The sequence below is a fragment of the Neobacillus terrae genome, assembly GCF_011393025.1.
In the GTDB taxonomy this organism is placed as follows: domain Bacteria; phylum Bacillota; class Bacilli; order Bacillales; family Cytobacillaceae; genus Neobacillus_A; species Neobacillus_A terrae.
In genome coordinates this window covers 233303-257798 of the sequence record NZ_JAAOEO010000005.1, presented here as the reverse complement: position 1 = coordinate 257798, position 24496 = coordinate 233303, and the positions used below count along the sequence as shown (strand labels likewise).

25 protein-coding genes and 3 pseudogenes are annotated in these 24496 nt (G+C 36.3%); 17 read left to right on the top strand and 11 right to left on the bottom strand.

Annotated features, from left to right (window positions below; translation table 11 throughout):
* Positions 1–2: 2 nt before the first annotated feature.
* Positions 3–1448 carry a 4-hydroxyphenylacetate 3-monooxygenase, oxygenase component gene (gene hpaB, locus G8761_RS09630; protein ID WP_166025982.1) on the bottom strand — a complete coding sequence of 482 codons (1446 nt, stop codon included), beginning with the start codon at positions 1446–1448 and terminating at the stop codon, positions 3–5.
* Between the two features lie 179 nt (positions 1449–1627).
* Between hpaB and G8761_RS09625 the strand changes: the two genes are divergently transcribed.
* Positions 1628–2059: a hypothetical protein gene (locus G8761_RS09625; protein ID WP_166025980.1), complete on the top strand. Its 432-nt coding sequence runs from the start codon at positions 1628–1630 to the stop codon at positions 2057–2059.
* A 25-nt stretch (positions 2060–2084) separates the two neighbouring features.
* Here G8761_RS09625 and G8761_RS09620 read toward each other — a convergent pair whose 3' ends face one another.
* Positions 2085–2813, bottom strand: a complete 729-nt coding sequence (locus G8761_RS09620; protein WP_338000934.1) for a YqcI/YcgG family protein — start codon at positions 2811–2813, stop codon at positions 2085–2087.
* A gap of 467 nt (positions 2814–3280) precedes the next feature.
* On the opposite strand from G8761_RS09620, the gene G8761_RS09615 reads away from it, so the two are divergent.
* Entirely contained in the window at positions 3281–3847 is a 567-nt protein-coding gene (locus tag G8761_RS09615; protein ID WP_166025979.1) for a competence protein ComK, read from the top strand.
* A gap of 50 nt (positions 3848–3897) precedes the next feature.
* Here G8761_RS09615 and G8761_RS09610 read toward each other — a convergent pair whose 3' ends face one another.
* The 3 genes and pseudogenes from G8761_RS09610 to G8761_RS09600 form a co-directional block, all read right to left on the bottom strand.
* Entirely contained in the window at positions 3898–5250 is a 1353-nt protein-coding gene (locus tag G8761_RS09610; protein ID WP_166025977.1) for an Nramp family divalent metal transporter, read from the bottom strand.
* 494 nt (positions 5251–5744) lie between these two features.
* Positions 5745–6247, bottom strand: a pseudogene (locus G8761_RS09605) (ASCH domain-containing protein).
* Positions 6168–6683, bottom strand: coding sequence for a P-loop NTPase family protein (locus G8761_RS09600; RefSeq protein ID WP_166025975.1), 516 nt, complete (start codon positions 6681–6683; stop codon positions 6168–6170). Before G8761_RS09600 ends, G8761_RS09605 begins: the two are co-directional and overlap by 80 nt.
* Before the next feature lie 256 nt (positions 6684–6939).
* Here G8761_RS09600 and G8761_RS09595 point away from each other — a divergent pair, with 256 nt between their 5' ends.
* On the top strand, positions 6940–7431 hold the full coding sequence (locus G8761_RS09595) for a sigma-70 family RNA polymerase sigma factor (protein ID WP_166025974.1): 492 nt from the start codon (positions 6940–6942) through the stop codon (positions 7429–7431).
* Positions 7432–7476: 45 nt separating this feature from the next.
* Here G8761_RS09595 and G8761_RS09590 read toward each other — a convergent pair whose 3' ends face one another.
* On the bottom strand, positions 7477–7998 hold the full coding sequence (locus tag G8761_RS09590) for a tubby C-terminal domain-like protein (protein WP_166025971.1): 522 nt from the start codon (positions 7996–7998) through the stop codon (positions 7477–7479).
* A gap of 151 nt (positions 7999–8149) precedes the next feature.
* Here G8761_RS09590 and G8761_RS09585 point away from each other — a divergent pair, with 151 nt between their 5' ends.
* The 3 genes and pseudogenes from G8761_RS09585 (at position 8150) to G8761_RS09570 (ending at position 12659) form a co-directional block, all read left to right on the top strand.
* Positions 8150–8521 (top strand): hypothetical protein, encoded by a 372-nt coding sequence (locus tag G8761_RS09585; RefSeq protein WP_166025969.1) that lies wholly within the window; start codon positions 8150–8152, stop codon positions 8519–8521.
* A gap of 999 nt (positions 8522–9520) precedes the next feature.
* On the top strand, positions 9521–11494 hold the full coding sequence (gene ltaS / locus G8761_RS09575) for a lipoteichoic acid synthase (RefSeq protein ID WP_166025967.1): 1974 nt from the start codon (positions 9521–9523) through the stop codon (positions 11492–11494).
* 680 nt (positions 11495–12174) lie between these two features.
* Positions 12175–12659 (top strand): annotated as a pseudogene (locus G8761_RS09570) (GNAT family N-acetyltransferase).
* A 98-nt stretch (positions 12660–12757) separates the two neighbouring features.
* Here G8761_RS09570 and G8761_RS27115 read toward each other — a convergent pair.
* Positions 12758–13144, bottom strand: a complete 387-nt coding sequence (locus G8761_RS27115; protein WP_243449959.1) for a hypothetical protein — start codon at positions 13142–13144, stop codon at positions 12758–12760.
* Between the two features lie 82 nt (positions 13145–13226).
* Positions 13227–13574, bottom strand: a complete 348-nt coding sequence (locus G8761_RS27110; protein WP_243449958.1) for a hypothetical protein — start codon at positions 13572–13574, stop codon at positions 13227–13229.
* Between the two features lie 249 nt (positions 13575–13823).
* Between G8761_RS27110 and G8761_RS09560 the strand changes: the two genes are divergently transcribed.
* The 6 genes and pseudogenes from G8761_RS09560 (at position 13824) to G8761_RS09530 (ending at position 17839) form a co-directional block, all read left to right on the top strand.
* Entirely contained in the window at positions 13824–14114 is a 291-nt protein-coding gene (locus G8761_RS09560; RefSeq protein WP_166025965.1) for a hypothetical protein, read from the top strand.
* A 531-nt stretch (positions 14115–14645) separates the two neighbouring features.
* Positions 14646–14984: an EamA family transporter gene (locus G8761_RS09550; protein WP_166025961.1), complete on the top strand. Its 339-nt coding sequence runs from the start codon at positions 14646–14648 to the stop codon at positions 14982–14984.
* Positions 14985–15165: 181 nt separating this feature from the next.
* Positions 15166–15528: pseudogene (locus G8761_RS28050) on the top strand (EamA family transporter); the annotation flags it as partial.
* Between the two features lie 40 nt (positions 15529–15568).
* Complete coding sequence (locus G8761_RS09540) at positions 15569–16018, top strand: YfmQ family protein (RefSeq protein ID WP_166026202.1); 450 nt, start codon at positions 15569–15571, stop codon at positions 16016–16018.
* 192 nt (positions 16019–16210) lie between these two features.
* On the top strand, positions 16211–16687 hold the full coding sequence (locus G8761_RS09535; RefSeq protein WP_243449957.1) for a hypothetical protein: 477 nt from the start codon (positions 16211–16213) through the stop codon (positions 16685–16687).
* Between the two features lie 408 nt (positions 16688–17095).
* The gene (locus G8761_RS09530; RefSeq protein ID WP_166025959.1) at positions 17096–17839 is read left to right on the top strand and encodes an alpha/beta hydrolase; all 744 of its coding nucleotides are present in this window, start codon (positions 17096–17098) and stop codon (positions 17837–17839) included.
* Between the two features lie 510 nt (positions 17840–18349).
* Here G8761_RS09530 and G8761_RS09525 read toward each other — a convergent pair.
* Positions 18350–19030 carry a DUF1129 family protein gene (locus G8761_RS09525; protein WP_166025956.1) on the bottom strand — a complete coding sequence of 227 codons (681 nt, stop codon included), beginning with the start codon at positions 19028–19030 and terminating at the stop codon, positions 18350–18352.
* A complete protein-coding gene (locus G8761_RS09520) occupies positions 19027–19359 on the bottom strand; it encodes a PadR family transcriptional regulator (protein WP_166025954.1) in 333 nt (110 codons plus the stop codon). Before G8761_RS09520 ends, G8761_RS09525 begins: the two co-directional genes overlap by 4 nt.
* Positions 19360–20180: 821 nt before the next feature.
* Here G8761_RS09520 and G8761_RS09515 point away from each other — a divergent pair.
* The 3 genes from G8761_RS09515 (at position 20181) to G8761_RS09505 (ending at position 22132) form a co-directional block, all read left to right on the top strand.
* Positions 20181–20333: a hypothetical protein gene (locus G8761_RS09515; protein ID WP_166025952.1), complete on the top strand. Its 153-nt coding sequence runs from the start codon at positions 20181–20183 to the stop codon at positions 20331–20333.
* Between the two features lie 389 nt (positions 20334–20722).
* Positions 20723–21262, top strand: coding sequence for a GNAT family N-acetyltransferase (locus G8761_RS09510; RefSeq protein ID WP_166025950.1), 540 nt, complete (start codon positions 20723–20725; stop codon positions 21260–21262).
* A 57-nt stretch (positions 21263–21319) separates the two neighbouring features.
* A complete protein-coding gene (locus G8761_RS09505) occupies positions 21320–22132 on the top strand; it encodes an aminoglycoside adenylyltransferase domain-containing protein (protein ID WP_166025948.1) in 813 nt (270 codons plus the stop codon).
* A 59-nt stretch (positions 22133–22191) separates the two neighbouring features.
* Here the strand turns inward: G8761_RS09505 and G8761_RS09500 are convergent, their stop codons facing one another.
* Positions 22192–22473 (bottom strand): AbrB/MazE/SpoVT family DNA-binding domain-containing protein, encoded by a 282-nt coding sequence (locus G8761_RS09500; protein ID WP_166025946.1) that lies wholly within the window; start codon positions 22471–22473, stop codon positions 22192–22194.
* A gap of 298 nt (positions 22474–22771) precedes the next feature.
* On the opposite strand from G8761_RS09500, the gene G8761_RS09495 reads away from it, so the two are divergent.
* Both G8761_RS09495 and G8761_RS09490 read left to right on the top strand, forming a co-directional pair.
* Positions 22772–23416, top strand: coding sequence for an SDR family oxidoreductase (locus G8761_RS09495; RefSeq protein ID WP_166025943.1), 645 nt, complete (start codon positions 22772–22774; stop codon positions 23414–23416).
* Positions 23417–23623: 207 nt separating this feature from the next.
* Positions 23624–24277 carry a DsbA family oxidoreductase gene (locus G8761_RS09490; RefSeq protein WP_338000937.1) on the top strand — a complete coding sequence of 218 codons (654 nt, stop codon included), beginning with the start codon at positions 23624–23626 and terminating at the stop codon, positions 24275–24277.
* Positions 24278–24496: the final 219 nt, after the last annotated feature.

Genomic DNA, 24496 nt, shown 5'->3' with positions numbered 1-24496 from the left:
CGTCATTTATCTTTTAAATTCAGGAAATCATTAACTTTTCCAACAAGGCCATCAAGGGGATAACTTTTGTACAATTTGCCTGCTAAACGAATAGGATCGCCAAAAAAATAACGTTCATAATGTATTTGCCTTGTTCCAAATGAACTCATGGTTAGGTCCCAGGCTAAACGGAATATTTTCACCCGGTCCTCTGCGTCTTTACTCGCACCCTGTAAATACTGGTCAAGGTCTGTTCTAAGCTTAGAATGAAAGTCTTTTTCGGACGGGAGAGTCACCATACCGCTAGCTCCAATTAACTGGATTATTTCGCAAAAACGTGGGTATAACCTGGGGAAAATGACACTCGCAGCTTGCAGAGGGATATAACAGGGCCTTATATTACCCCATTCATCTATTTCGGCATGAGTTTCTGATTTATCGGCCAGGGCTTTCATTGTTTCAAGCCCCACGATAATTTCTGAAAGTTTTTCCTGTATATGCTGATACTCACCAACATTAATGGTTTGTACAAGAAGCTCTGCAATACCTAACAAAAATTCTATTTTAACTACTTGTCTGGTTATAACCTGATGAATAGCATTAGGGTAAAAAGAACTTTGCAGAATGAAGATGTTGGAGGCTTCTACGTTGTCATAAAAAAAGACTCGATCCCAAGGAACCAAAACATTGTCAAAAACAATTACTGTATCCATTTCCTCGTATTTCGAACTTAAGGGATGATCAAAGGCTGATTCGCCGCCAACAAAGGATTCGCGGCATATAAATTTCAATCCTTTCGTATCTGATGGGATGGAAAACGCGAAGGCTTCGCTTGGATCAAATAACCCAGGAGCTGAATACACTAATACTTCATCCGTAATTCCGCCTTGAGTAGCGAGAAGCCGAGCTCCTTTTATGACAATGCCTTTTTCATTTTGATCTATAACTTTCGCGGCAATTGGATCCTTAGAGTCCTCGAAATACAGATGTGCACGATTAACTTGAGGTGTAATAAGAGTATGTGTAAAGGATAAGTCCTCTTCTAGAGCCCTTTCATAGAGGGCTATTATATTCTCAGGAAAACAATTTTCTTTGCCTTTTAAAATATTTTCGGTGGAAGCAAAACTCATGATAGCTGTGTTCATATAATCCGGACTTCTTCCCATCATGCCGTTTGTGTGTTTTGCCCAAATTTTAATCATTTTCCGTCTTTTTTTTAAGTCCTCCTTCGTTTTGGGCTGCAAGTAAGAAATTCCAACAGGATTTCCGGTTATGGGTGATTTAAAAGTCATTTGGCCTGTAAGACTAGGTTCATTTTGCAAATCGTAAAGTGACGCTTTCGTATGAATGATCCCTTTAAAGGCGGGGTGTTCAGAAATATTGCCCTCTATCTTTTTCCCGTTATACCATATTTCCGTCTTCTGCTGGTTTAAACGATCAATAAAATCTTTCCCATTAATTGCCCCCATTTAACCACTCCTTATTCATTGGACAATTATATACAAGGTACTAGTCTAGCTAGTTTCATTGTATTGGAAAAGTAGTCAGTTTGTTCTACACATTTTTTTTTAGATAAGCCTTGTTTTTAAATGGAAGGAAGGTAACAAAAAGCAACGGTTATTCGTCTTTATGTATAGGGGGGGATGGTGTGAAAAGGATACTAATACTGCCATTTATCATAGTTATATTGGGGTCATTATTACTCGGCTGTTCAGATCATCCAAGCAAGGAGCAAAAGATAACCAAAGTGACAAACGTAAAATATAATGAAATTACAAAAATTGTTTTTTATGATGGCAGAGGCCGGAATAAGCCTGTTACCATAGATAACCATAAACAGGTAAATGACTTTATTCAAATGGTGGACCATTATATTGTGAAAGAAGAGAAGGATCATGAGCCTTCTGTTGGCTGGATACATAATGCAGTCTTTTATAGTGGAAGCAAAAAGATAATGGACATCACATTTACAAATCCTTTAAAAATAGACGGGAAATACTACGTAATTGTAAAAGGTAAGCTAAGCACCGAGGGAATTGATCATTTTATAAGTTCAGCTAATCCAAACTGGAAAAATTAAAGCACCTTTCTGTAAGGTGCTTTAATTATTTTGGATTATGAAAGGGGCATTTCGATAAAGATGTTCCGTCATCGCGTAAAAAATATTGTTTCCATTCATAGTTGTAATCATTGCCATAAGTATTTAAATCAGGGTGAATGCCGATTGAATCATAGTTACTTAGTCTTTCCCGCACGTGTGAGCGTATCCTTTTTGCCTGGTTTTCAGACTTGTTAAATTCCTGAAGGACCCACCGGGGGGTAACTGCCAGCATGAAATAATCAAAATGCCTGCTTTTTCTGTTGGTATGGGCAGGGGACGCACAGTACATAAAATATTGTTCACCGTTAAAACAAAACTCCCACATAGGATTATGGGGATCAGTAGGGAAAAGGTCCGGCCATTTCAGTTCGTCTCGATTTGCAAAACCGTTTAACTGTTCCCAAAACAACTGTTCAAATTGTTCCACGCTCAAAATTTCTGGTGTCTTGTAAAAGATAATAAGGGAAGTGTAGGAGCCAATTTGTTTGAATTTAGAAGAATATTCACAAAGCATGCCAGCAGCTTCATCAATTGAAGAAGCCTTCCTTGGATCATCGGCAAATCCATAAAGAAATCGATTTTTGGCATACCCAATTGTTGCAGGAATGCAGGGGAATGGTTTTTCTTTATCTAACATTTTTTCCTCGAATTTTTCCAGGGCGCTTTTTTCCCATTGTTTCAGCTGTTCCCGCTGGGAGGCATCGTTTGTATATAAACGTTTCAGCTCTATCACCTCCTAATTGCTCTTACAATATATTCGGCAATAAGAATTACGTGTGAATGTCCTGCTCGGATATGGGCAGATTCATAGGTAATATTCTTCAATAATAAATAGGGGAACGTTTATCGTTTTATGGTTCATGTTTTTTCTTTTCCAGGAAGAAACGGGCTGTATTTTGGCGCTATTTGATACGCGAAAGTAAAATTATGTCGTTTTTGTGTAGATTTGGTTAATTACTATTTTGGTATTTTGTTTTGGTCTATAATGATGGTGCGGGAAAATTGTACTACTTTTCGAAAAATTTATTTAACCGGGGGGTTAAAGGGGGAATGTGTATGATTGAATAAAAAAAGAACCCATGAGCGATATGTGCCCGCTAAGACAGCGCCCATGAGTCCTTGGCTGTTGGATTACCAACTATGTTAGTATACCGTTTTATCTTTAATAATGTAAACATTTATTATAGGGGGAAATATTTTTTGAGAATAATACCTTTTTATATAATTGATAAAAAAATGAATATGATGGTGGGGGAGTATGATAAAAACGGAAAGCTGTGTACGAGGGTGATGGAAGAAGTCCTTTCTTTTCTAGTTGACAAGACACCTATTCAAATTCTTGATGAATCTCTTAAATATATAAATTCGGATTTAAGGGCAGCCATTGCCAGTGCTAAAACAATCGTTCCAAGCAACAGTATGGTTCCAGTTGTAATTAATCCATTTCATGAGATTGTGGTATTTTCCCACAAATCCATGAATAATGAGGATGCTATCATCTTTAATGAAATCAAAATTTACAACACTATGGCTCAGGGACTGAAAACGAAAGTAGTCTTTCATAGCGGCCACTCCATATTGGTCGATGCCCTATTGACTCCTTTTAATCATAAACGTACGGCTGCGGCTGATCTGCGGAAAATCACTGCCAGCAGGCTAAGGTTCCCGGAGAGGATTATATTTAAACCCGAAAGCACGCATGAATTTAAAAAAGGTGCCAACGGAAAGTACAATTTTCAAGCTCTGGAAGAAAAGGGAGAAGAATAGGTGAGAGAGAGCAGCTGGGATTTCTGGCTGCTCTATTTTAATCCTACGCTCTAACCTAAAAAGGTCTGGAACAACAGGTATACATTTAGGCTTATAATAACGGCCGCCACAAACCAGGCAAGTATTTTTAACCATAATGGATTGACGAACTCACCCATTTTCCTTTGATCGCTTGTAAATTTAATAAGAGGTACTACAGCAAATGACAGCTGTAACGATAAGATCACCTGACTTAATATTAATAGTTGAGCTGTACCGCTTTCACCATAAAGTGCTGTTACAATTACAGCTGGCACAATGGCAATGAGTCGGGTAATCAATCGTCTGAACCAAGCCGGTAAGCGAATATTTAGAAACCCTTCCATAACGATTTGACCAGCAAGTGTACCGGTTAAAGTGGAGTTTTGACCAGAGGCAAGCAGTGCTACTCCAAATAGGATACTGCCCATGGCTGTCCCTAACAGTGGTGTAAGCAATTGATAAGCATCATTAATTTCTGCCACTTCAGTCATTCCTGCTTTATGAAATGTAGCAGATGAAACAATAAGGATGGCTGCGTTGATAAATAAAGCAAAGAACAGAGCAATTGTGGAGTCCCAGGTTGCATATTTGATAGCTTCCCGTTTCCCCCTAATGGTATTATCATACTTTCTGGTTTGAACAATGGAAGAATGAAGATATAAATTATGCGGCATGACTGTTGCTCCTAATATTCCAATTGCGATATAAAGCATAGTAGGGTTGCTAATAATCTCTGAACTAGGGACAAAGCCTTTTAAAATTCCTCCTATTTCTGGCCTTGAAAGAAAGATTTCAGCTGCAAAACATCCACCAATTGTAATGATGAGTACGATCACAAGGGTTTCGATATAACGAAATCCTTTATTTTGCAACAGTAGTACCACTAATACATCTAAGGCTGTAATGATAACTCCATAAATCAGTGGTATTCCAAATAATAAATTTAAGGCGATGGCTGAACCAATTACTTCTGCTAAATCACAAGCAGCAATAGCTAATTCGCATAATATCCATAACCCCATGGCGACTGGTTTGCTGTAATGATCCCGGCAAGCCTGTGCCAAGTCTCTTCCTGTTACAATTCCAAGCTTTCCAGCAAGTGCCTGAAGCAGAATAGCCATTAAATTGGATAATAAAATTACAGAGAGCAGGGTATATCCAAATAGAGAACCCCCTGCAATATCCGTTGCCCAGTTGCCTGGATCCATATATCCTACGGCTACTAAATACCCTGGCCCTGCAAAGGCCATAAATTTTTTAATCCACGAGCCTGCCTTTGGAATACGAATACTTCGATAAACCTCCGGTAATGTAGGCTGGCTCCGTTTATTCCTCCATCCTTCATTGGGTGATAGTTGCAGTTCTTTTACCTTTTCACTCATAATATCCTCCTTGAGATCTGTTTTTTTTTTTTTTTTTTTGTACTTTTCTAAAAAAATTGCGTCAAGGAAACTTTTTGGGTAAAAAATTTTTTCTTTCTCGTAAAGAAATTATATGAAGGATGAAATAAAACGTTCGTAAAAATGTTGAATATAGGAATTAATTTTGGGTTACGGAAACTTTTGTGGTTTTATAAAAATACCTATGCCAAAGGAAGGACTCCTGAGCAGCGAACAAAGAATCCCATTGATCCTTTTCAAAAGTACTAGGTGCCATGTAGTTAACGATATGCTTTGACTAGATGCTTCATCATCCACTTCTGTGAAACATGAGCAAGGTTCAGCGTGTTATTGATCAATTCTGCTGGATATATAGAAAGCTAAGAATGGGTTACTTAAGGTAAGAGAAAAAGTACGTAAGGAAATAAATATAGAAAAAGCAGGTTGAATTTAAAAAAATAAACTAAGCGCGCCTGGAGCTCCAGTCGCTTTTGTTATCAACTTTTTTCATTAACCAGTTCAAAATGTTCGCAACTAGTAATATATCATGTAAAAACTCAAGCTGATTTTTCTGAATTGATGAGTAAAGAAACTTTCGTGAGCTTCTTTCTAATATTAGTAAGTCCGGTCATCTTCGCCTTCTGCTGCTGTTGCAAAATCTTCAGGAACCAAATTCATTGGCATTAGTACTTCGGTTATTTTGATTATTGCTACAGGTCATCGCTGCTGTTTAAGATAATGCTATAGTCATCCAATACCGGCAGGGGTCCATTTTCTTTCTCGTAAAAGATATAGGGCGAGCATGTGGTGGTTTTGAAACCATCAATTACTAAAGTAGCTAAATGGTCGGATTTGCTCCAAATTGCAAGGCAATAACGGTCTGTGGTTTTTCGTGATCCTTTCTTTCCCAAAATTTATTCCTAACCTTTTGTGACGCTCGATTTATCGATTGCCTGCTTACTATTTTTAAAAAGTAATATCTTATCGCGGTATTTTTCATACTTCTGAAAGAATCGAGGTTTCCCGACTATTTCAAAATCTCGATTCCACTTAAACATCTTAAAAAAGATCTTCCAAGTCGGTTTGTAATTCGATTTTTCGAGTCCTGTTTTTTGGAAAATGAACCTTTTTATAATTCGATATCCTCTTAAGATATAGGGAGTATCCAAAAAGATAATCAATTCCGCTTGTTCAAAACTTGCTGCAACCCAATCGCCATAATGAACTCCTTCTATAATCCACATGCCGGAAGAGAGAATGGTGTTCAAGTATTCTTTCCTTTCTTCTTCTGTTCTTCGTATGTCTCCTGCTTCGTGCCTTATCCACATTACATTATCCAGTTCAAAACAAGGGATATTAAGCTTTGCGGATATTTTTCTCGCCAGGGTTGTTTTTCCGCTTCCTACCGAACCAAGAATATGGATTTTCCTTTTCATTTAATCACCACGTAAATTTCTTTTGAATATCACTTCTATTTATCTAATAAAAACTCCTTTTTTAAAAATTTACTATGAATTTGTTCGAAAGGATAAAAAAGCAAAGGAAATTTGAAATTTAGCTTGTAGGAATGATATTTGGCTCGAGGTTTATACATTTTTTGAAAACACGCTGGCTCGTTTAGAAACTGCCTTTACCGTTATGGTAAAGGTACCCGGGAATACAGTGTAAAGCGCGCTTTCCGAAAGGTTACAAATGGAGAGCTTTGAAGAACTATCTCAGAAATACTCACCCATGATCAACAGGATTATTCATTCCTTAAACATTTATAAAAATAAAGAGGAATACCTCCAGCTGGGATTAATTGCCCTTTGGAAGGCAAGTAAGCGATACAATTTTGATAAAGGAAAGTTTTCATCCTATGCCTATTCCTATGTGAGAGGCTCGCTTATGAACGAAATGACACAAAAAAATCAAAAAGAGGAAAAAGTGATTTATCCAAATGATGAGTTTTGGGAATTAATTGAGGATGATTCGCCTGTTTATTTTCTTGAGGAAGATTTACTTTTGGAATACTGCCGACGTTCAAAACTTTCAGAAAATCAGACTAAGTGGGTTCTTTACACCTATATAAAAGGATTTACTGTAAGGGACATAGCAGATATCGAAAACCTGTCTATTTCTGCTGTTAAAAGGTGGAAGGAGGGGGCAATGGAGAAACTGAAAGAAAGGATTAAAGTATATTGATCCATTAGCTGCCGGATGATTTCCCCTTTCGGCAGCTTTTCTCTTTTAGGCATTATAATAGAAGAGAATATGAAATAAAGCAGCAGCAAGAGCGGCGTATTCCTGTGTCGTAGCTTCTATCACAATGGTATCAACCATCGAAACCTTTGTCAGGGAAGGCATCGAAACAGAAGCAATCAGATGGTTATCACATTTCAAATGGCCATTACCCTTAAAATCCTTTTCAAAGTAATAAACGCGATTGGAAAGTGAAAACGAATAAGCTAACTCGAGCAACTGGACGATATGCTGATTAATTGGGACATTATGAGCGGTGAGGTGTTCAGTTAACCTATAACAGATGCCAGGAAAGGCACTGTTTAAGCTATAAATCGGCTTACCATTTGGCAGGGTAATCTGATAACAATGACGGACTCCATATCGCAATGCAAGGTCAGCGATTGTACCAAGGAAACCAAGCCTCTGTTTTTGCAGCAAAAAAATGGTTTTACCTTCGTCGTTTATAACCGGTATTTTTGTTGTGAGCAGCACAGTGTCTGGAACTTGATAACTCAAGTGATACATCATTTTCCTCCCCTCTTGTGTGAGTCCTTTTTATAATATTAGTTGATTGCCCACTTTTCTATCAACCATTGTATAAGATCATATTCCACCTGCAATTATTGATGGAAGAGATATTCTTCCATGCCACAGACAGAATGGCCCAATCACTGGATTAATGTTTTACAACGGAGAAGGGGATGAGTGCGGGGGGTTAATATTTGGAAGCTGGAAAGATGAAAAGGGAAATTATGAATCGACAGCCTCTTTAACTTTTGACCAATATAAACAGGATCAAGTTGTACAAATGAGTTATACAGAAAATAATGGCGAAAGGGATTACGGCTTCTCTATTTATGATAGACCTGCCAAACCTTTACCGGAAATTATAGAAAAAGATAAGGAACTTCAAGAATCAAGTTTATCCAGAGAAGAAAAGGATTTAGAGCTAGATAAATTATGGGAAGGCAATACCAGCCGTGCCTTTATGGGGAAAAATCAAAATGGAGAGGTAATCGTTCAATTATCAGACAGTAAAGGAAAACCCTAGAATTCGAATGGCAATTGATGAAAACGATATACCACGAATGGAATTTTTAGATGCTGAGGGGAAAGTTATATACAAACTTCCTCCAGAACTATAACTGTACTTCTGTTCGCTATAGAAGAGGGGATAGGAAAAAAATATCCCCATTTAGTTACTTTAAATAGGCGTGTTGATTAATTTTTTTATGTCGAGTATGGTTTACAGATGCATACCCTCGTGGAAATTTGTCCAGAGCAGGACTTGCTCAATGGTAGACATATTCCACATTTCTGTTGGTGAAAACTCCTCTTCTAATCTATCACCATATGACTCCTTAATTTTTCCAAGCTGCCCTCTAAGCCATGCCTTCAATTTTCCAGGGAAGGAGTTTCGCCGGTAAAGTTCTTCCGAGAGGTTCCCCAGCCAAACCATTCATTGAATTGCTGATTAACATCTACATCTTCTTTAATCAATGTCTTAATCCACATATATCGTTCAATATAAACGTGACCGAGATTCCAGCGAATATTATTTTTAAAACCTTTAGGAATGATTTCGGCTTCGGCGTCTGTAACATTTGCGGTTTTTAACAGTAACCTCTAAAACCTTCTAATTGCTTAAAAAAAGTTTCCTGGCGAAGCTTCATTTATTGTACCTCCTATATTTTATACAACTAATATTCGCTTTCTTTTATCGGTTTCCTAAGAAGCTTATATTTATTTTAGGAATTTATTACTTTGATTAGCGAAAGAGCATAAATGATAACAAACAGCATAAAATAAGATTTGTAAATTGAATCCAAAGGATCAACTAAATCTATTAAAATTTTTTATGTTGGTTTTTTAATTTTTTTCTTGTTTGTTCATAGTTCGTTCATATTTAGTAGGTATGATAGTTCTTGGGAATTGAATCAGTACTTTTCCATTCTAGCCACAAAAATAGGACAATGGATGGATAAAAAATATGGTATAATAAGGCTTCACTTCGTTTACCGGAGCTTTTGGTAGGTGAGAGGAGATTAGAATGGAAAAGAATAAACTTATAAAAAAATTAGAAAATAGTAATATAGTCTTTTTTGCCATCGCTGTAATTTTATTTTGGATCAAGACGTATGCAGCGTATCAATCAGAGTTTAAATTAGGGATAGATAATAATTTACAAAAGTTTTTGTTAGCTATAAACCCCATTAGCACGGCTTTATTTTTTATCGGGCTAGCTTTACTTTCTAAAAAGCATGCCAAAAAATTAATGATTAGTATCAATTTTCTATTGTCATTTGTTTTATATGCTAACATCGTTTATTACCGATTTTTCAATGACTTTATAACTGTACCGGTTTTAATGCAGGCGAAATCAAATGCAGGACAGTTGGGAGACAGTGCAAACTCCCTAATGAACTTGCTTGATATTTTTTATTTTACGGATACGATTATCCTCATCGTACTTGCATTAACTGTATTCAAAAAGGCAGTATCAAAAACACGTAAATCCTACCAAGTGGTTCTTTTATTATCTGTAAGTACTTTTCTTTTTAACCTAGGATTAGCAGAAAAGGACCGTCCGCAATTACTATCGCGTTCCTTTGACAGAAACTACCTAGTCAAATATTTAGGGGCATATAATTTTACCATTTATGATGCCATCCAAAATATTCGAACTTCAAGTGAGCGGGCAATGGCGAGCAGCAGTGATATTACAAATATCCAGAACTACCGAACAGCTCATTATGCGCCACCAAATCCTGCATATTTTGGAAAAGCAAAAGGAATGAACGTTATTTATGTATCACTTGAATCATTCCAGAATTTCATGATTGATTATAAAATGCCTGATGGACAAGAAGTAACGCCTTTTTTGAATTCCTTAGCACATGATGGCAGCACGTTTTATTTTGATAATTTTTATCATCAAACGGGACAAGGTAAAACATCTGATGCGGAATTCTTAATGGAAAACTCTTTATATCCTTTAGGACAAGGCGCTGTATTTGTTAACAAAGCTCAAAACACATACCAGGCAACACCTGCCATTCTGGGCCAGCAAGGCTATTCATCTGCAGTATTCCATGGAAATTACAAGACATTCTGGAATCGAAACGTTATGTATAAAGCTTTGGGCTATGACCAGTTCTACGATGCGGAGTATTATGATATGAACACTCCAGGAAATACAAAGAACTACGGTATGAAGGATAAGCCTTTCTTCCAGGAATCCATGCCAATGCTTGAAGGGTTGAAAAAACCATTCTATACAAAATTTATATCCCTATCAAACCATTTCCCATTTGAAATGGATCAACAGGATACAAACTTCCCAGCAGGTGATTATGGCGATTCAGTCGTAAACAATTATTTTCAATCTGCTCATTATATGGACGAAGCTCTTAAGCAATTTTTTGATGCCTTAAAGGCAGATGGATTATACGATAATACTGTCATCGTCCTTTATGGTGACCATTATGGTCTTTCTGAAAATCATAATACAGCTATGGCAAAAGTCCTTGGTGTTCCAAAAATCACACCAGCTATAAATGCTCAGCTTCAGGAAGTTCCATTGTATATCCACGTACCAGGTGTAAAAGGCGGAGTCCAGCATCAATATGGAGGCGAAGTAGACGTTCGTCCGACACTCCTTCATTTACTAGGTATTGATACCAAGGATTACATTGAATTTGGGTCTGATTTATTATCAAAAAGTCACCGCAACTGGGCATTATTTAGAAATGGTGATTTCGTATCTCCTGGTGTTACAGCCATAGGGGAGAAATACTATAATCCAGTGACTGGTGAATTACTGCCTGATCAAAAGGCATATAAATCAACTTCGAATGAAGTAAATACTGAACTGCAAATGTCTGACGAGGTTGTGAATAAAGACTTACTGCGTTTTTATACACCACAAGGATTTAAACCGATTAATCCTAACGCGTACTCTTATTTAGGACCGAATGATGGAAAATCTAAAAAGGCTAAAACAAAAACATCTGCTACTGAATAAGAGTTTTTTGAGAGAAGGAATTTTTCCTTCTCTCTTTTTATTTGGAATAAAGAGAGGGGATTGGCGGAAGGGTATTTCTGCTTGGCGGAACAACAGAGCGATTTGGCGGGATTCTTTATTGGTTTCGCGGAATTTTGGCTGAGATTGGCGGAATAGAAACAAAAATTGGCGGAAAGTACGTACCGTTGGTTCACCACTAAACGACCTTCATTGCCACCTATTTTCTTTTTAGCATTGGTTTTCGGAAACTAAACGAGTTTCATTGCCTGATAGGAATTGCAATATCGGCATTAACAAGATTATCAGTATACTCAGGGGTCAATTGTTTGTCTACTATCAGATTAGAACCAGGAAAGTTACAGCTTCCTCCAAAGAAAAAATCCGTAAAAACCTCACTAAGTCACATAACGTTTGCTTGGCGGAGCGGAATTACTAACGAAGAAAAAAGGATGAGACTCGTTCTTTTAGCGAGTTTCTTTTTTTGCGCATTTTAGCCGGGATATTTGCAGAATCCCGAGAGGCACAAGTTTTTTATAATTGTACCAAGGTCCGCTCAAGCTGTCTTAATGAGAAAAGCCAATCTTTTTAATTTTCTTTCTTCAAATTTCATTTTATAATTTATTTACAAAGTTTTTATTATTTTAAAAAAATATCATGTGATCATGGGAGGAATGAGAGGGTTGTTGGAAATTCGAAATGTAAAAGTCGAAGATTTAGCTGAACTTGTGGAGATTGAAAACTTGTGCTTTGAAAAAGAAGAGGCTGCAACGAAAAATGCCTTTGAAGTCCGAATTAAATCCATTGCCGATAGTTTTTTGTGGCTGAAGAGAAGGGTAAAATAATAGGTTTTATAAATGGCCCTGTCATTGACGTTCCTTATATTACTGATGATCTTTTTATTGAAACAAAGGCTAACCCAACTGCAAGCGGTCATCAAAGTATATTAGGAATAGCGGTTTTACCGAAATATCTAAAACGCGGCATTGCATCAGCATTACTTGAACGACTGGAAAAAGAAGCAAGAGTGAAAAAACGTGAAACGATCACTCTTACATGCAAGGAGAGTTTAATTCCTTTCTATGAAAAACATGGGTATCTCAACAAAGGAATATCCAATTCAGAGCATGGCGGATTCGTTTGGTATAACATGATTAAGGATTTATAGATTAAATCAAGCCGCTTTTTAAAAGTGGCTTATTTTTTAGAGCCTCGGAAACAATATCTAAAAACATAAAAAACGTCCGTGCGAAACGGACGTTTTGACTATGCACTTTTAGCTAATCTTCTTTTACGTAAAATCCGCTTTTCAAGATAATAAGTTCCAACAGTAAGAACCCCAAAAATGATAAAATAGTTTAGAATTACCAGGAATGGGCTTCCTCCGCCACGGTCTTTATGTCGTTCGCGGCCATCAAATCTTTCATGCTGACCATTAAAATTCCCTGGAGGCGGTCCTTGAAAATCGGACCCATTACCGTTCTGGAAGTCAGGTCTTTGTCCATTTTCAGCGAATTTTTTTTCTTCAAAATTCCCCATACTGGAAGAAGAAGTGGAAGCAAACCATTGTATTCGGCCTGCTAGGATAGCGATTGACAGTATCGCTGAAACAATCGCTTCTTTTCTCCATTTACCTTCTTTAAACTTAAACATTTTCTTAAATACTCCCATTATCCATTTCCAATGAACACCAATATGAATTCCAACCAGGGCGAGAGTCAAGTTAGATGAAAGATTATGTAGTCCCCGAATGGCCCCGGCTGCTTTCAATGGCAAGACTAGGTAAGACAACACGTGAGATAAGGATACCTGTAATAATAATAGTTGCCATTGAAATTAGTAGGAGTATATTTAATGCAAAACTAAAACGAGTCTTTCCCGGATGAGCAGGGTTAAAAATTTTCTTGGAAGTCTGGATTACCCACCGAAAATTCAAGCCGATGTGGGTAAGGATGGCAACTCCAATCAATAGCCCGACAATCTCGTGAAAAGGCAGTCCATTTAGGACCCTAGGGTTCATTAGTAAAGCAAATGTGATCGCCATTAGTAAATCTAATGTTATTTTGATTATATTCTTTTTCAATTTCATCCCTCCAACAATCCTTATACTAACAGTCCAACCTTAAGAAATTCATAAGATTTGATTTTTTTCCTAACTTAATTACTTTTTAAAACAAAATTACCAAAAATAATCAGAGCGTAGAAGGAAACTAAGTTAAATAAATAGAAGAATAATGAAACTCCTTAAAAATGATAAATGGCTCTGGCCATTATTTCGATATGAATTGTTATTTTTCTTAAACTATTTCACAGTCATCAAATTTTAATGGGGGTGATTACCATTAGCGGTTTTATTGTTGAATTGCTATTTGATCTCGCAGGTGAAATTATTGGACATTTCATCCCGGAACGAGCTCTTGAAACAAAATTCCAGAAGAATATTAACAGATTAAAGGAAGAAACCTGGTTTGGTGAATTGGAAAAGGATTATAGATATGAATACATTATCTACCAAAATAGCAGAGTGAAGCGATTTTTAAGCAGTGAAAAAAATATAAAAATGATCACCAGTATGGATGAGGAGAGAGACGATTTCATTAATCTAATTAAAGAGGAGCATTAGATTTATAAAAGGCCGATAGCTAAAGAGAAGCACACGCGCCCATTCAGCAACGTATGTAATGCGATGAAAGGGAAAAATAGTAGAATTGATGAAGAAGAAATAGTAAAGTGGGCATTTCTTTATAAAGCCGTGCAATCGTAGTAAAAATCGTGCATTTTCTTTTAAGATTCATGCATTCTTTTATAAAAATCGTGCATTTCCTTTTAAGATTCGTGCATTCTTTTATAAAAATCGTGCATTTCTCTAAAACAAGTTTAATATTTTCTAAGGAAAGTCCGGCTTTTATCCTCGAAAATACATTCCGGAACAGAAAAAATTTATTTTTTTGATGTAAATCATCTATTTTTAATAAAAAAAGACCGCCAAACTGATATATTTCCAGAATAAGGGGCACTTATTAGTAGTGCCCATTATATGAAATATTAAAAAATTAGGCCGCCCCTTAATTGGAACCATCTTTCAAAACGACATTTATTATAAGGAGGGAATACATTACTGTATTAAGCAGTCGTTTTTTAATAGGTGTGATTGATGAAAACTAGAGAAATTGGAGCCTTGTTTGCATTAACTGCCCTATGGGGGTCCTCGTTTTTATTTGTTAGAATTGCTTCACCGGCAATCGGTCCGTTTCTTACAGCTCAAGGCCGTGTTACCTTTGCTGCAGCTGGTTTATTGATTTACGCATTTCTAACTGGCCAATCAACGATGTTTAGGAAGAAATGGAGACAATATCTTATTGTGGGGTCATTGAATGCTGCAATTCCTTTTACACTTGTGGCCATAGTTTCATTTCAATTGAATTCTTCGTTAATATCCATCATTAATTCCCTTACTCCTTTATTTACAGCACTTGTGCCTGGGGCTGGTTGAATGAAAGGTTAACTTTAAAAAAGTGGGCAGGTATTTTCCTTGGTATAATTGGAGTTATATTGGTTGGCCGGAGCCCCCATTCCTCTTACGTTAAAGGTCATAGCTGCTTTTTCCGTTCTATTCTTTCAAGTTTTCTTATGGTTTGGCAGGTGTGGTATACTAAAAAACTTTTGAAAGTGTCTCTCCCGCAGCTGTCGCCTTCGGCCAGCAAATGGGTGCTTCCCTGATAATTCTTCCATTCAGCTTATTAAATTTACCTAAATCACTATCTGCTATAACTCCTATTGTTTCCTTATCCGTTATGGGAGTAGCCCTTTTAAGTACTGCGATGGGGTATCTTGTCTATTACTATTTAATAAAAAATATAGGACCAACTAAAACGGTAAGTGTGACCTACATGATTCCTTTGTTCGGTATGGTTTGGGGTGTTTTATTTTTAAAGGAACAGATAACCATAGGTTCAATTAAAACAGAGCCTAGTAACACCAGGTTCTGTTTTTTGTTGCAGCTTTTACCTCATGGGGTACCAAAAATAATACTCTAGTGCTATAATATATATTCAGATGATATGGAGATGATATATGATGACCTGGGCTGTTGTAGTTTCTATAATTCTCATCAGTTTAGTTAAAATATTAATGACTTGTCTTCCAACTGGTATTGTGGAATGGCTAATTAGTAACTTTGAAGTGCATTCAAAACTTAAAAGCGAAGATGTAACAATAACGCTTGGTGATAGGCACTTAGAAGGACAATCTAAAATTCAAATTATTCACGACTTTAATAATGCTGCATTTTTAGAACGAAATTATATCTGGCCAGGGAACGAGCAAGTATATTTAAACCCTGAAAACAGTGGTACTCGCTTGGTTATAGATACTAAAAGAGGCAAAAAGGACGTTAGGCTGTTTGTGTTTATATACAACGATCGCATTGATGTTGTAAAAAAGTTCAAGAAAAAATTACAAGCTTATAGTTTGGATTCTGAGAATCTCCAAAAGCTTTCTTTGAAGGAAATAGGGAATGCCATTTAAATATGAAGATAATCAAGTGCATTGATCTAAAAGGATTAATGCTTTTTTTGTCAATTTAGCAAATTAGAATTTTACCTTGTGGATAACTCCGAACTAGGTTATTGTAATCTAAAAATAAAGGCCGAAATTAGGACAAGTATACAATCAAAAGTTCTCCTTTCTAATATAGCTATATTAAAAAGGAGATAACAAATGACAACTATACCTAATTTCCCTAAGCAATTCCTTGATGAGCATTTAAGATGGCATAACATGCATATGGATATGCGTTCACAACCTGGAAGTGGAATTGAGTTCCTCGATTTTCATCGTTACTTTATACAGAAAACTTTAAGCTGGTTTCAAGAGCAGGGGTATAACCTACGCAGGGTAGAACCTTGGTCTTCGATTCCAATGGAGTGTAAAAGGCATCCAGCATGGAGAAGAAGCCTAGATGAAGCTGAAAATCGTATTACGAGAAATCTTTCATCGTTTGGTTCGGCTGATGAATTGGGCAGTTTTATTCAGAGCTCTAACCTTCATGCTGCTATACACATAATCGGAGCGGATGTTTTCGGCGATGAAGATTTTAGTCAAGTACCACTTGCACCGAGGAGTACTCTTTTCTATAATTGGCACCGGCTGATTGATAACTGGTACAGTCAGTTTGAAAATAGAAATAGAGGATAATTAATTTTAATAAAATCGCTTAATAAAGTTCTTTTGATGTACCCGCTTAGGTAAAAGCACATGCAAAAATATTGAAAAGCAGTGGATCTTCCAAGAGGAAATTCACTGCTTTTAGTATTTTATTGAGAAAAAATTGGTAATTTTATTAGACTCATTTTCTAAGAGAAAATTGCAATTTGAACAAAGGGTGAGCAAAAATAGCAAGACTCCACGAAAATCATTTAAATATGAATAAGAACTCAGATTGAAGTTCCTTTGCTTAAGTAAATAATATTATTATGTAAACTACATAAATACCATTCTATTTACTTCACTTATTAAAGGTAAAAGATTTTAAACAAAATGAAGGTTTTAGTGAAAGAGAAGCGAATTCTTTTTATGAAGGACAACTAAAGTGGAGGAATGAATATGACTGAATTGTACCCTATTTTAGAAGGTGCTGAACCGTTCTACTTTGAAGGAAATCGAGTGGGAATCTTAGTTTCTCATGGTTTTACAGGATCGACTCAAAGCATGCGGCCTTTAGGTGAGGCGTATGCAGCAGCTGGGTTTACGGTTTGCGGACCGCGTCTTAAAGGGCATGGTACACATTATGAAGATATGGAAAAAACTAGCTTTCAGGATTGGATTTCCTCGATAGAAGAAGGTTATGAATGGTTAAAACAACGTTGTGATACTATCTTTGTTACTGGTCTGTCAATGGGAGGAACGCTGACACTTTATATGGCGGAAAAACATCCCGAGATTCGTTCGATTGTTCTTATAAATGCGGCTGTGGATATTCCGGCAATGGACCCAGTGAGGCAATTAGAAGGAGTCAGATTTTTAGATGCAATTGGATCTGATATTAAAAAACCCGGTGTCAAAGAGCTGGCTTATGAAAAGACCCCTGTTCAATCGATTAAAGAAATTTTACAATTAATAGATGAGGTAAAGGAGAATCTATCAAAAATTACTTGTCCTGCATTAATTTTTGTTTCAAATGAGGACCATGTGGTACCGCCAAATAATGCAAAAATTATTTATGATGGTATTACTTCCGAAATAAAAGAAATCCATCAGTTGAGTGATAGTTACCATGTTGCAACACTTGATAATGACCAGCGGGTAATTATAGAAAGAACCTTAGATTTTATCAAACAAGCACTTTGAGGAGACAATTTATTGTCTTCTTTTTTTTGAATAATAGAGGTTCATTGAGAGAAAACTAGCAGATTAATAGAGTAAAAAGTTCTTAAAAGGCACAGATAGATAAATTTTAGGTGCTGACATAATTAGTTTTACCAAGCAAGTGGGATCAACTTTTAAATAAAAAAAGAAGCCTTTTACGGCTTCTTTCAATATGTGAATTTATCTGCGAGTTTTTGTGCGTTTTGATTCGATCCGTTCGAATTCTCTAATTTTATCAGATGACGTAGGGATAAATGTATTTTTAATTTGAAGAAAAATATGGTTTAACATGGATAATTCCTCCCCCATAGCGGGTTGATTAACACTATATGGTTATTATAAACCTCTATTTCCACTAATGGAAGGATCTCCCAAATACACAGAATAGGAAAATAACTTGAAATCTTAAGAATATTGAGTAAGAATTTCCAAATTACATACAATTAAAAAGATCCCCATTTAGAAGCTGCAAAATGGGGTGAAAGACGGTGTTTAATTAAACCCAACTTCAAATTTTTTTAGCATAGATAGGATTGCCCAAATGCCTCCTCCGACAAGTACAGAAGACCACCAGTTAAACTGGAAGGTTGGGCCAAACTTTGGTATTAAAAGATTTATTAGCATGAAGATTAACATGGAAAACGCTGCGAAAAGACCCACTTTTAGCATATTTTTTTTCTCATTAGTTTTGTTTTGAAATAGCGATTGCCTGATGATCCTAAAGATATACCATACACCAAATAAGGTGATTCCCAAAGTAACTGCAAACTCAATAAGAGCGGTGAATGGATAAATTGTTGTGGGGATACTCTTGAATTGTGAGGCAGCCAGTATAATCACACCACGAATCATTAAAAACCAACTTACGATATTAATGACTATCCCACTAATAAAAGGAAAAACTTTTCGTTTCCGCTCCTTCGGTAAATTTTCAATAATTTCATCTGCATAGCCTTTGGGATCATCACCGAAAATGTCTTGTGCCGACTTGCCTTCCTGCTGGCCATCCAGAAGGTGATCAAGCATTTCGATTAATACCTCCTCGGACTGTTGCTCGGAAAGAGTTAATTGCAGACGAATGTAAAGTAACATGTCCATATAGTATTTTTCATTCTGAGGGTTAAGAAGCTCTCGTTTTCTGTTATTCTCCTCAATTAATTGTTTGGCCTTCACGGTAAATTCCTCCCTTTAAATAAAGAATTAACTGGATTAACGATGTGTTTCCACTCATAGGCAATGGTATTAAGTGACTCTTTTCCTTCATCTGTTAATCTATAATATTTTCGGTTGGGACCTGATTCGGAGGGCTGCATTTCTCCCTTTATAAGTCCATTTTTTTGAAGTCGGAGCAAAACGGGATAAATAGTACCTTCGCTCACATCAGCCAATCCGATATCCTGAAGCTTCTTGGACAGCTCATAGCCATAAACAGGTTCCTTTTCTATAACAGCCATCACACAGCCATCCAAAACTCCTTTTAATAATTGACTTCTTAATGACATTTTATAGCTTCCTTTCTTACTCCTTATTAATAAGGCAAATTGGTTAAGGACCGCTATTTGGTTTAACAAGATAGCTAAACAAAAAAAAGAACTACTTTGTTATACATGGTAGGTAAGTATATTTTATCCTTTTTATTCCATAAATGTCAATTACAATTATTACGGACACATCGATAAATTTATGGCGTACAATCTTTGTCTATAAAAAACATCGTAACACCTGACTATGGTTAGGAATTTTTTGTAAATGGAATAAAAAGAGGAGGTAAACGAATGCATCCATATTTGGATCAAAGCAGTACCCAGTTTCTGAGGGATATGAGTGATCACCATGAAAAGGCAAAAAAGCATTTATTTCAATTTGTACAGGTAGAATAAAATGATGGTTCAGTTTATCAAGGAATTTTCCACAGCTATGACCATGATAAAATGTATATCATTATGCCAAGCGCCAATCTGCCTCATACAGCAATGGAATCAAGTGATGAAAGCAGATTTTTTCCATTCTGGGGACCATTTGGGTTATTCGGCTTCCCATTCTTTGGAATACGAGCATTTGGTCCATTTTTTCCATTCTTCATCTAAACCTTTCTATAATAATAAGGCTTGCAGTTGGAATGTCACTGCAAGCCTTTTGTATTTAGAACTTGAACATTCAATACGGTTTGGTTTTTTTGATATTAGAAAAGTCGGTAATTATCATTACAATCTTATTTTATTGATTTTATGAGAGTCCTTAAGTCAAAAAAGGTAAGACTTTTTTAAAGAGCAGAGAAATGGGGTAAGACCTATATTATAACGAACACTGGGAGGATGTTTATATGAAAAAATCGACAAAGAAGCTTGTTTGGAGTTCACTGCTTTCAGCCGGAGGCGCCATCATGGCTACTGCAGTCTATAGAAAGGTGCAAAAAATAACTATTAAATTTATTGAAGATGCCGATAAGAGGAACAATGAAAATATAAACAAATAAAAAATCCTAATAGATTTCGAAAGCACTTAAACAGAAAAGAAGAACGATTTAAGTTGCTTTCAACCATTCAGGAAATGAAGCTAGTAAAAATGTTAGGTGCTTTGAATAAGAAGTAAAAAGCATAATTAAAGGATTCAAGACTTGAAATTCTTTCGTGAGCCAAGAGGTGGGGTTAGTTAATAATGAAATTGACGTAATATTATGAATAGGATATAGTGAGTAAAAACTTCCAGTAGAAAACTTAAAAAAGGAAGCTGCTGCTTGCTGACTAGCAGTATGCATTCCCTATGGACCTAGTATTTATGGAAACCAAAAGAGAGACAGGATAATGTATAGCCTCTAGGCAGGCATATTATTTTTACAATAATAAATCAATTGGGGGCTAATAAATGATAATAAGGCAAGCGAAATTATCTGATGCTGAAGGAATAGCTAAGGTGCACGTAGATTGCTGGAGAACGACCTACAAAAATATCATTCCTGACAGCTATTTAGACAATCTTACTTATGATAAGAGGACAACTCTATGGATAAATAATATTTCAAGGAGCGACAATAATGTATTTGTTGCAGAAAGTAATGAGGGGGAAATTGTTGGATTTGCCGACGGAGGAAGAAGGGATACCAATGACGTCGAAAACTCAGGTGACTTAACTTCCATTTATATCCTAGAAAAATACCAAGGGAAAGGAATTGGAAATAAGCTGGTCGAGAAATTGTTTTCAACATTTAATGAGTTAGGATACAAAAAAGTATTTGTTGAGGTATTAGAGGATAATAAATCCAGGTTCTTTTATGAAAAATTGGGTGCGGAACTTTACAGGTCGACAACAATTGAAATCCAGGGAAAGGTATTAACTTTATTAATTTATGAATGGAAAAGCTTAAATCCTTTACATTTAACCGATAAGGAAAAGACTTCTAAATAAAACGTTTGTTTTTGGCAGGATACAATAATATCACACTTAGAAGTCAAGGAGAGGATTATGAGCAGAATCCCCAAGGATGCTTATCAATTATTGGACGACTATATTACCTTATGGAAGAAACGTTTGCCGAATAAACTTAAAGGATTATATTTGCATGGATCAATTGTACTTGATGCATATATTAAAGATTCAAGTGATATTGATTTTATTGCTATTACTGAGAATCGTTTACGTAAGGATGAAGTACAGGAATTATCGGAGATCCACCACATTATTTCCAATAAATATAAAAAGCCAGAAATGGATGGAGTATATATTCTCTGGGAGGACTTAGGTAATATTGCAACTTATGATAACTCCTATTACCCATACTACAATGGAGGAAAAATGGCCTTTGACACTCATTTTAACCCCGTTACTTGGTGGCTCCTTAAAACGAGAGGAATAAACATTTTAGGACCAAACAGAACAGAACTTAGAATGGAACTTAACCAACAGGAACTGATTTCTTTTGTGCTGGAAAATATGAATACCTATTGGGCAACTCGTGTACATAGATTAGAGAATTCAAAGGAGAATCTACTTAAACTTTCTGCTCAAGAAATTGATTTTGAAGTTGAATGGACCGTCCTTGGATTGTTACGTCAATATTATACCTTAAAAGAATATGATTTTATTTCAAAAATGGGCGCGGGTGATTACGGATTGATACATATGCCAGAAGAATGGCACAGCATCATCCGGGAAGCAATAAATATTCGCAGAGGTGTGAAGGCCAGGATTTTCCCTGCTAAAGAGGAGAGAATAAATTCTGCTTTAAGCTTTCCTAAATATTTAATGAAACACTGTCAGGAACTGGTCGAATCTTAAAAAAACGAAAAAAGCTCGCCATGTAGGACGAGTTTTTTTGTTTTAAAAAACACATATTATCAAGTTAACTGGAAAAGCTCATTAAGCTGTTTAACTAACTCTTTTGCACCATCCGGGCTTAAAATAATTTTTCCATTGGCCAATTTGCGGTTTTTATCTGATATTTCTCCAGTTAAAGAACAGGCCATATCAACGATATATTTTTTTAGAATGATACTATCTCCATCCGTGTAAATTTCTAACGGATCCTTTTCTGAAATGTCTAAAGTCCTCCGGAGTTCCATCGGTATTACAATACGTCCCAGTTCATCCACTTTTCTTACAATGCCAATTGACTTCATATTTATATATCTCCTTATATTAAAAATTAGTTCTGCTTACTTGACGATAACTCTATAATTCAATCTTAAAAATATAGGCCTTATACCCATTATTAGTTCGATATTCATTCCTTTAACAATGCTCATTCTACTTGTGTTTCCTTAAATTTTCCTTAAAATTTTCCAATTTTTAAATGAGATTTCTTAAATAACTGTTTTTCTGGTAAAAGATTAACTAGTCAGATACCTCTCTACTTTTATTTTTTTAATAATAGGGTAGAAATATGGAGGATACGGTTCATAGAAAGGGGTTTTTATCTTGAAGGTATTAGTAGTTGGAGCAAACGGACAAATCGGGAAGCTGCTTGTGGGGCTTTTGAAGGAAAGCAGTGATTTTAGTGTGAGAGCATTGGTTCGAAAAGAAGAGCAGATTAAAGAGCTTGAAAAGTCAGGTATAGAAGGGACATTGGGTAATCTTGAAGGTACAGTAGAGCAACTGGCTGATGCTGCCAAAGGTTGTGATGCCGTCGTGTTTACAGCAGGTTCTGGCGGACATACAGGACTGGATAAGACACTGCTGATTGACCTTGATGGTGCTGTGAAAATGGTGGAGGCCGCTGAAAAAGCAGGAGTAAAACGATTTATTATGGTAAGCGCACTTCAAGCGCATAACCGTGAAAATTGGAATGAACAAATTAAGCCTTATTATGTAGCAAAGCATTATGCTGACAGGATGCTCATACAAAGTGATTTAACATACACAATCATCCGCCCAGGCGGCCTACTTAATGAACCGGGCACAGGCAAGGTGAAAGCCTCCGAAAACCTTGAAAGAGGATCAATACCTCGGGAGGATGTAGCTAAAACAATACTGGCGGTCATTAATGAAGAAAATACATTTAATAAAGCCTTTGATCTGGTGTCAGGGGTAACTCCTATCGAAGAGGCAGTGAAGAGGTTATAAATGTTTATTAACTCATATCAACAGTGGTTTAGGTGGAATTTTATTTCATATACTTCAAAAATAGGCCAAAAACAAGAGCGAGCCGAGAGTCAATCAAATCCCGTGTAAAATACAAGCTTAACCCCTATACTATAGGAGAATATCGAACTGGAGGGATAAAATATGCATATTGAAATGTGGACAGACTTTGCTTGACCTTTCTGCTATATTGGCAAAAGGCGTCTGGAGGACGCCATTAAGCAGATTGACCATCCAATAGAAGTAACCTATAAATGCTTTGAATTGGATCCATCAATGGAACGAGATATAAAAGAAAACATGTATGAAAAATTAGCCCAGAAATACGGCATGAGTATAGCTCAAGCAAAAGCAAACACTCAAAATATGGTGCAAATGGCGAAGGAAGTTGGTTTGGATTATCAAATGGATACCCTTATTCTAACAAACACCTTCGATGCTCATCGTTTGACAATGTTTGCTAAAAGACAGGGTTTAATGAAGGAAATGACCGAACGGATTTTACGCGCCTATTTTACCGAATCCAAACATATTGGAAATCATGAAACTTTAACAGATTTGGCAGCAGAAGTTGGGTTAAACCGGGAAGCTGCAGAAAAAATGCTTGCAAGCGATGAAATGGCTGACGAGGTTCGTGCCGATGAGCAAACAGCCCAGCAGTATGGCGTTACGGGTGTCCCTTTCTTCCTTATTAATAAAAAATACGCTCTTACTGGTGCCCAGCCAACTGAGGTGTTTGTACAGGCATTGAAGAAAATCATTGCAGAAGATGAAATCACCGTTTTAAACAGTCAAGACGGGGTTATCTGTGATGGAAATGGATGTGAAATCCCTAAAAAGTAGTATAGGTTTGCTTTAATAAACTGTAATACTAAAAATTAACATAAAGAACTAGTATCCCAGGGGTACTAGTTTTTTTATTTTGGCAGTGAAAGTTCATTGATGATTTTGATTTGGAAAGCCATCCCCGAGAGATATTTTTATAAGAAGTTGGGTGTTTTTTTACAGTCTGATGGAAAAATTAAACAAGACACTAGGTAGGATAAACATTGCTTTCTATAG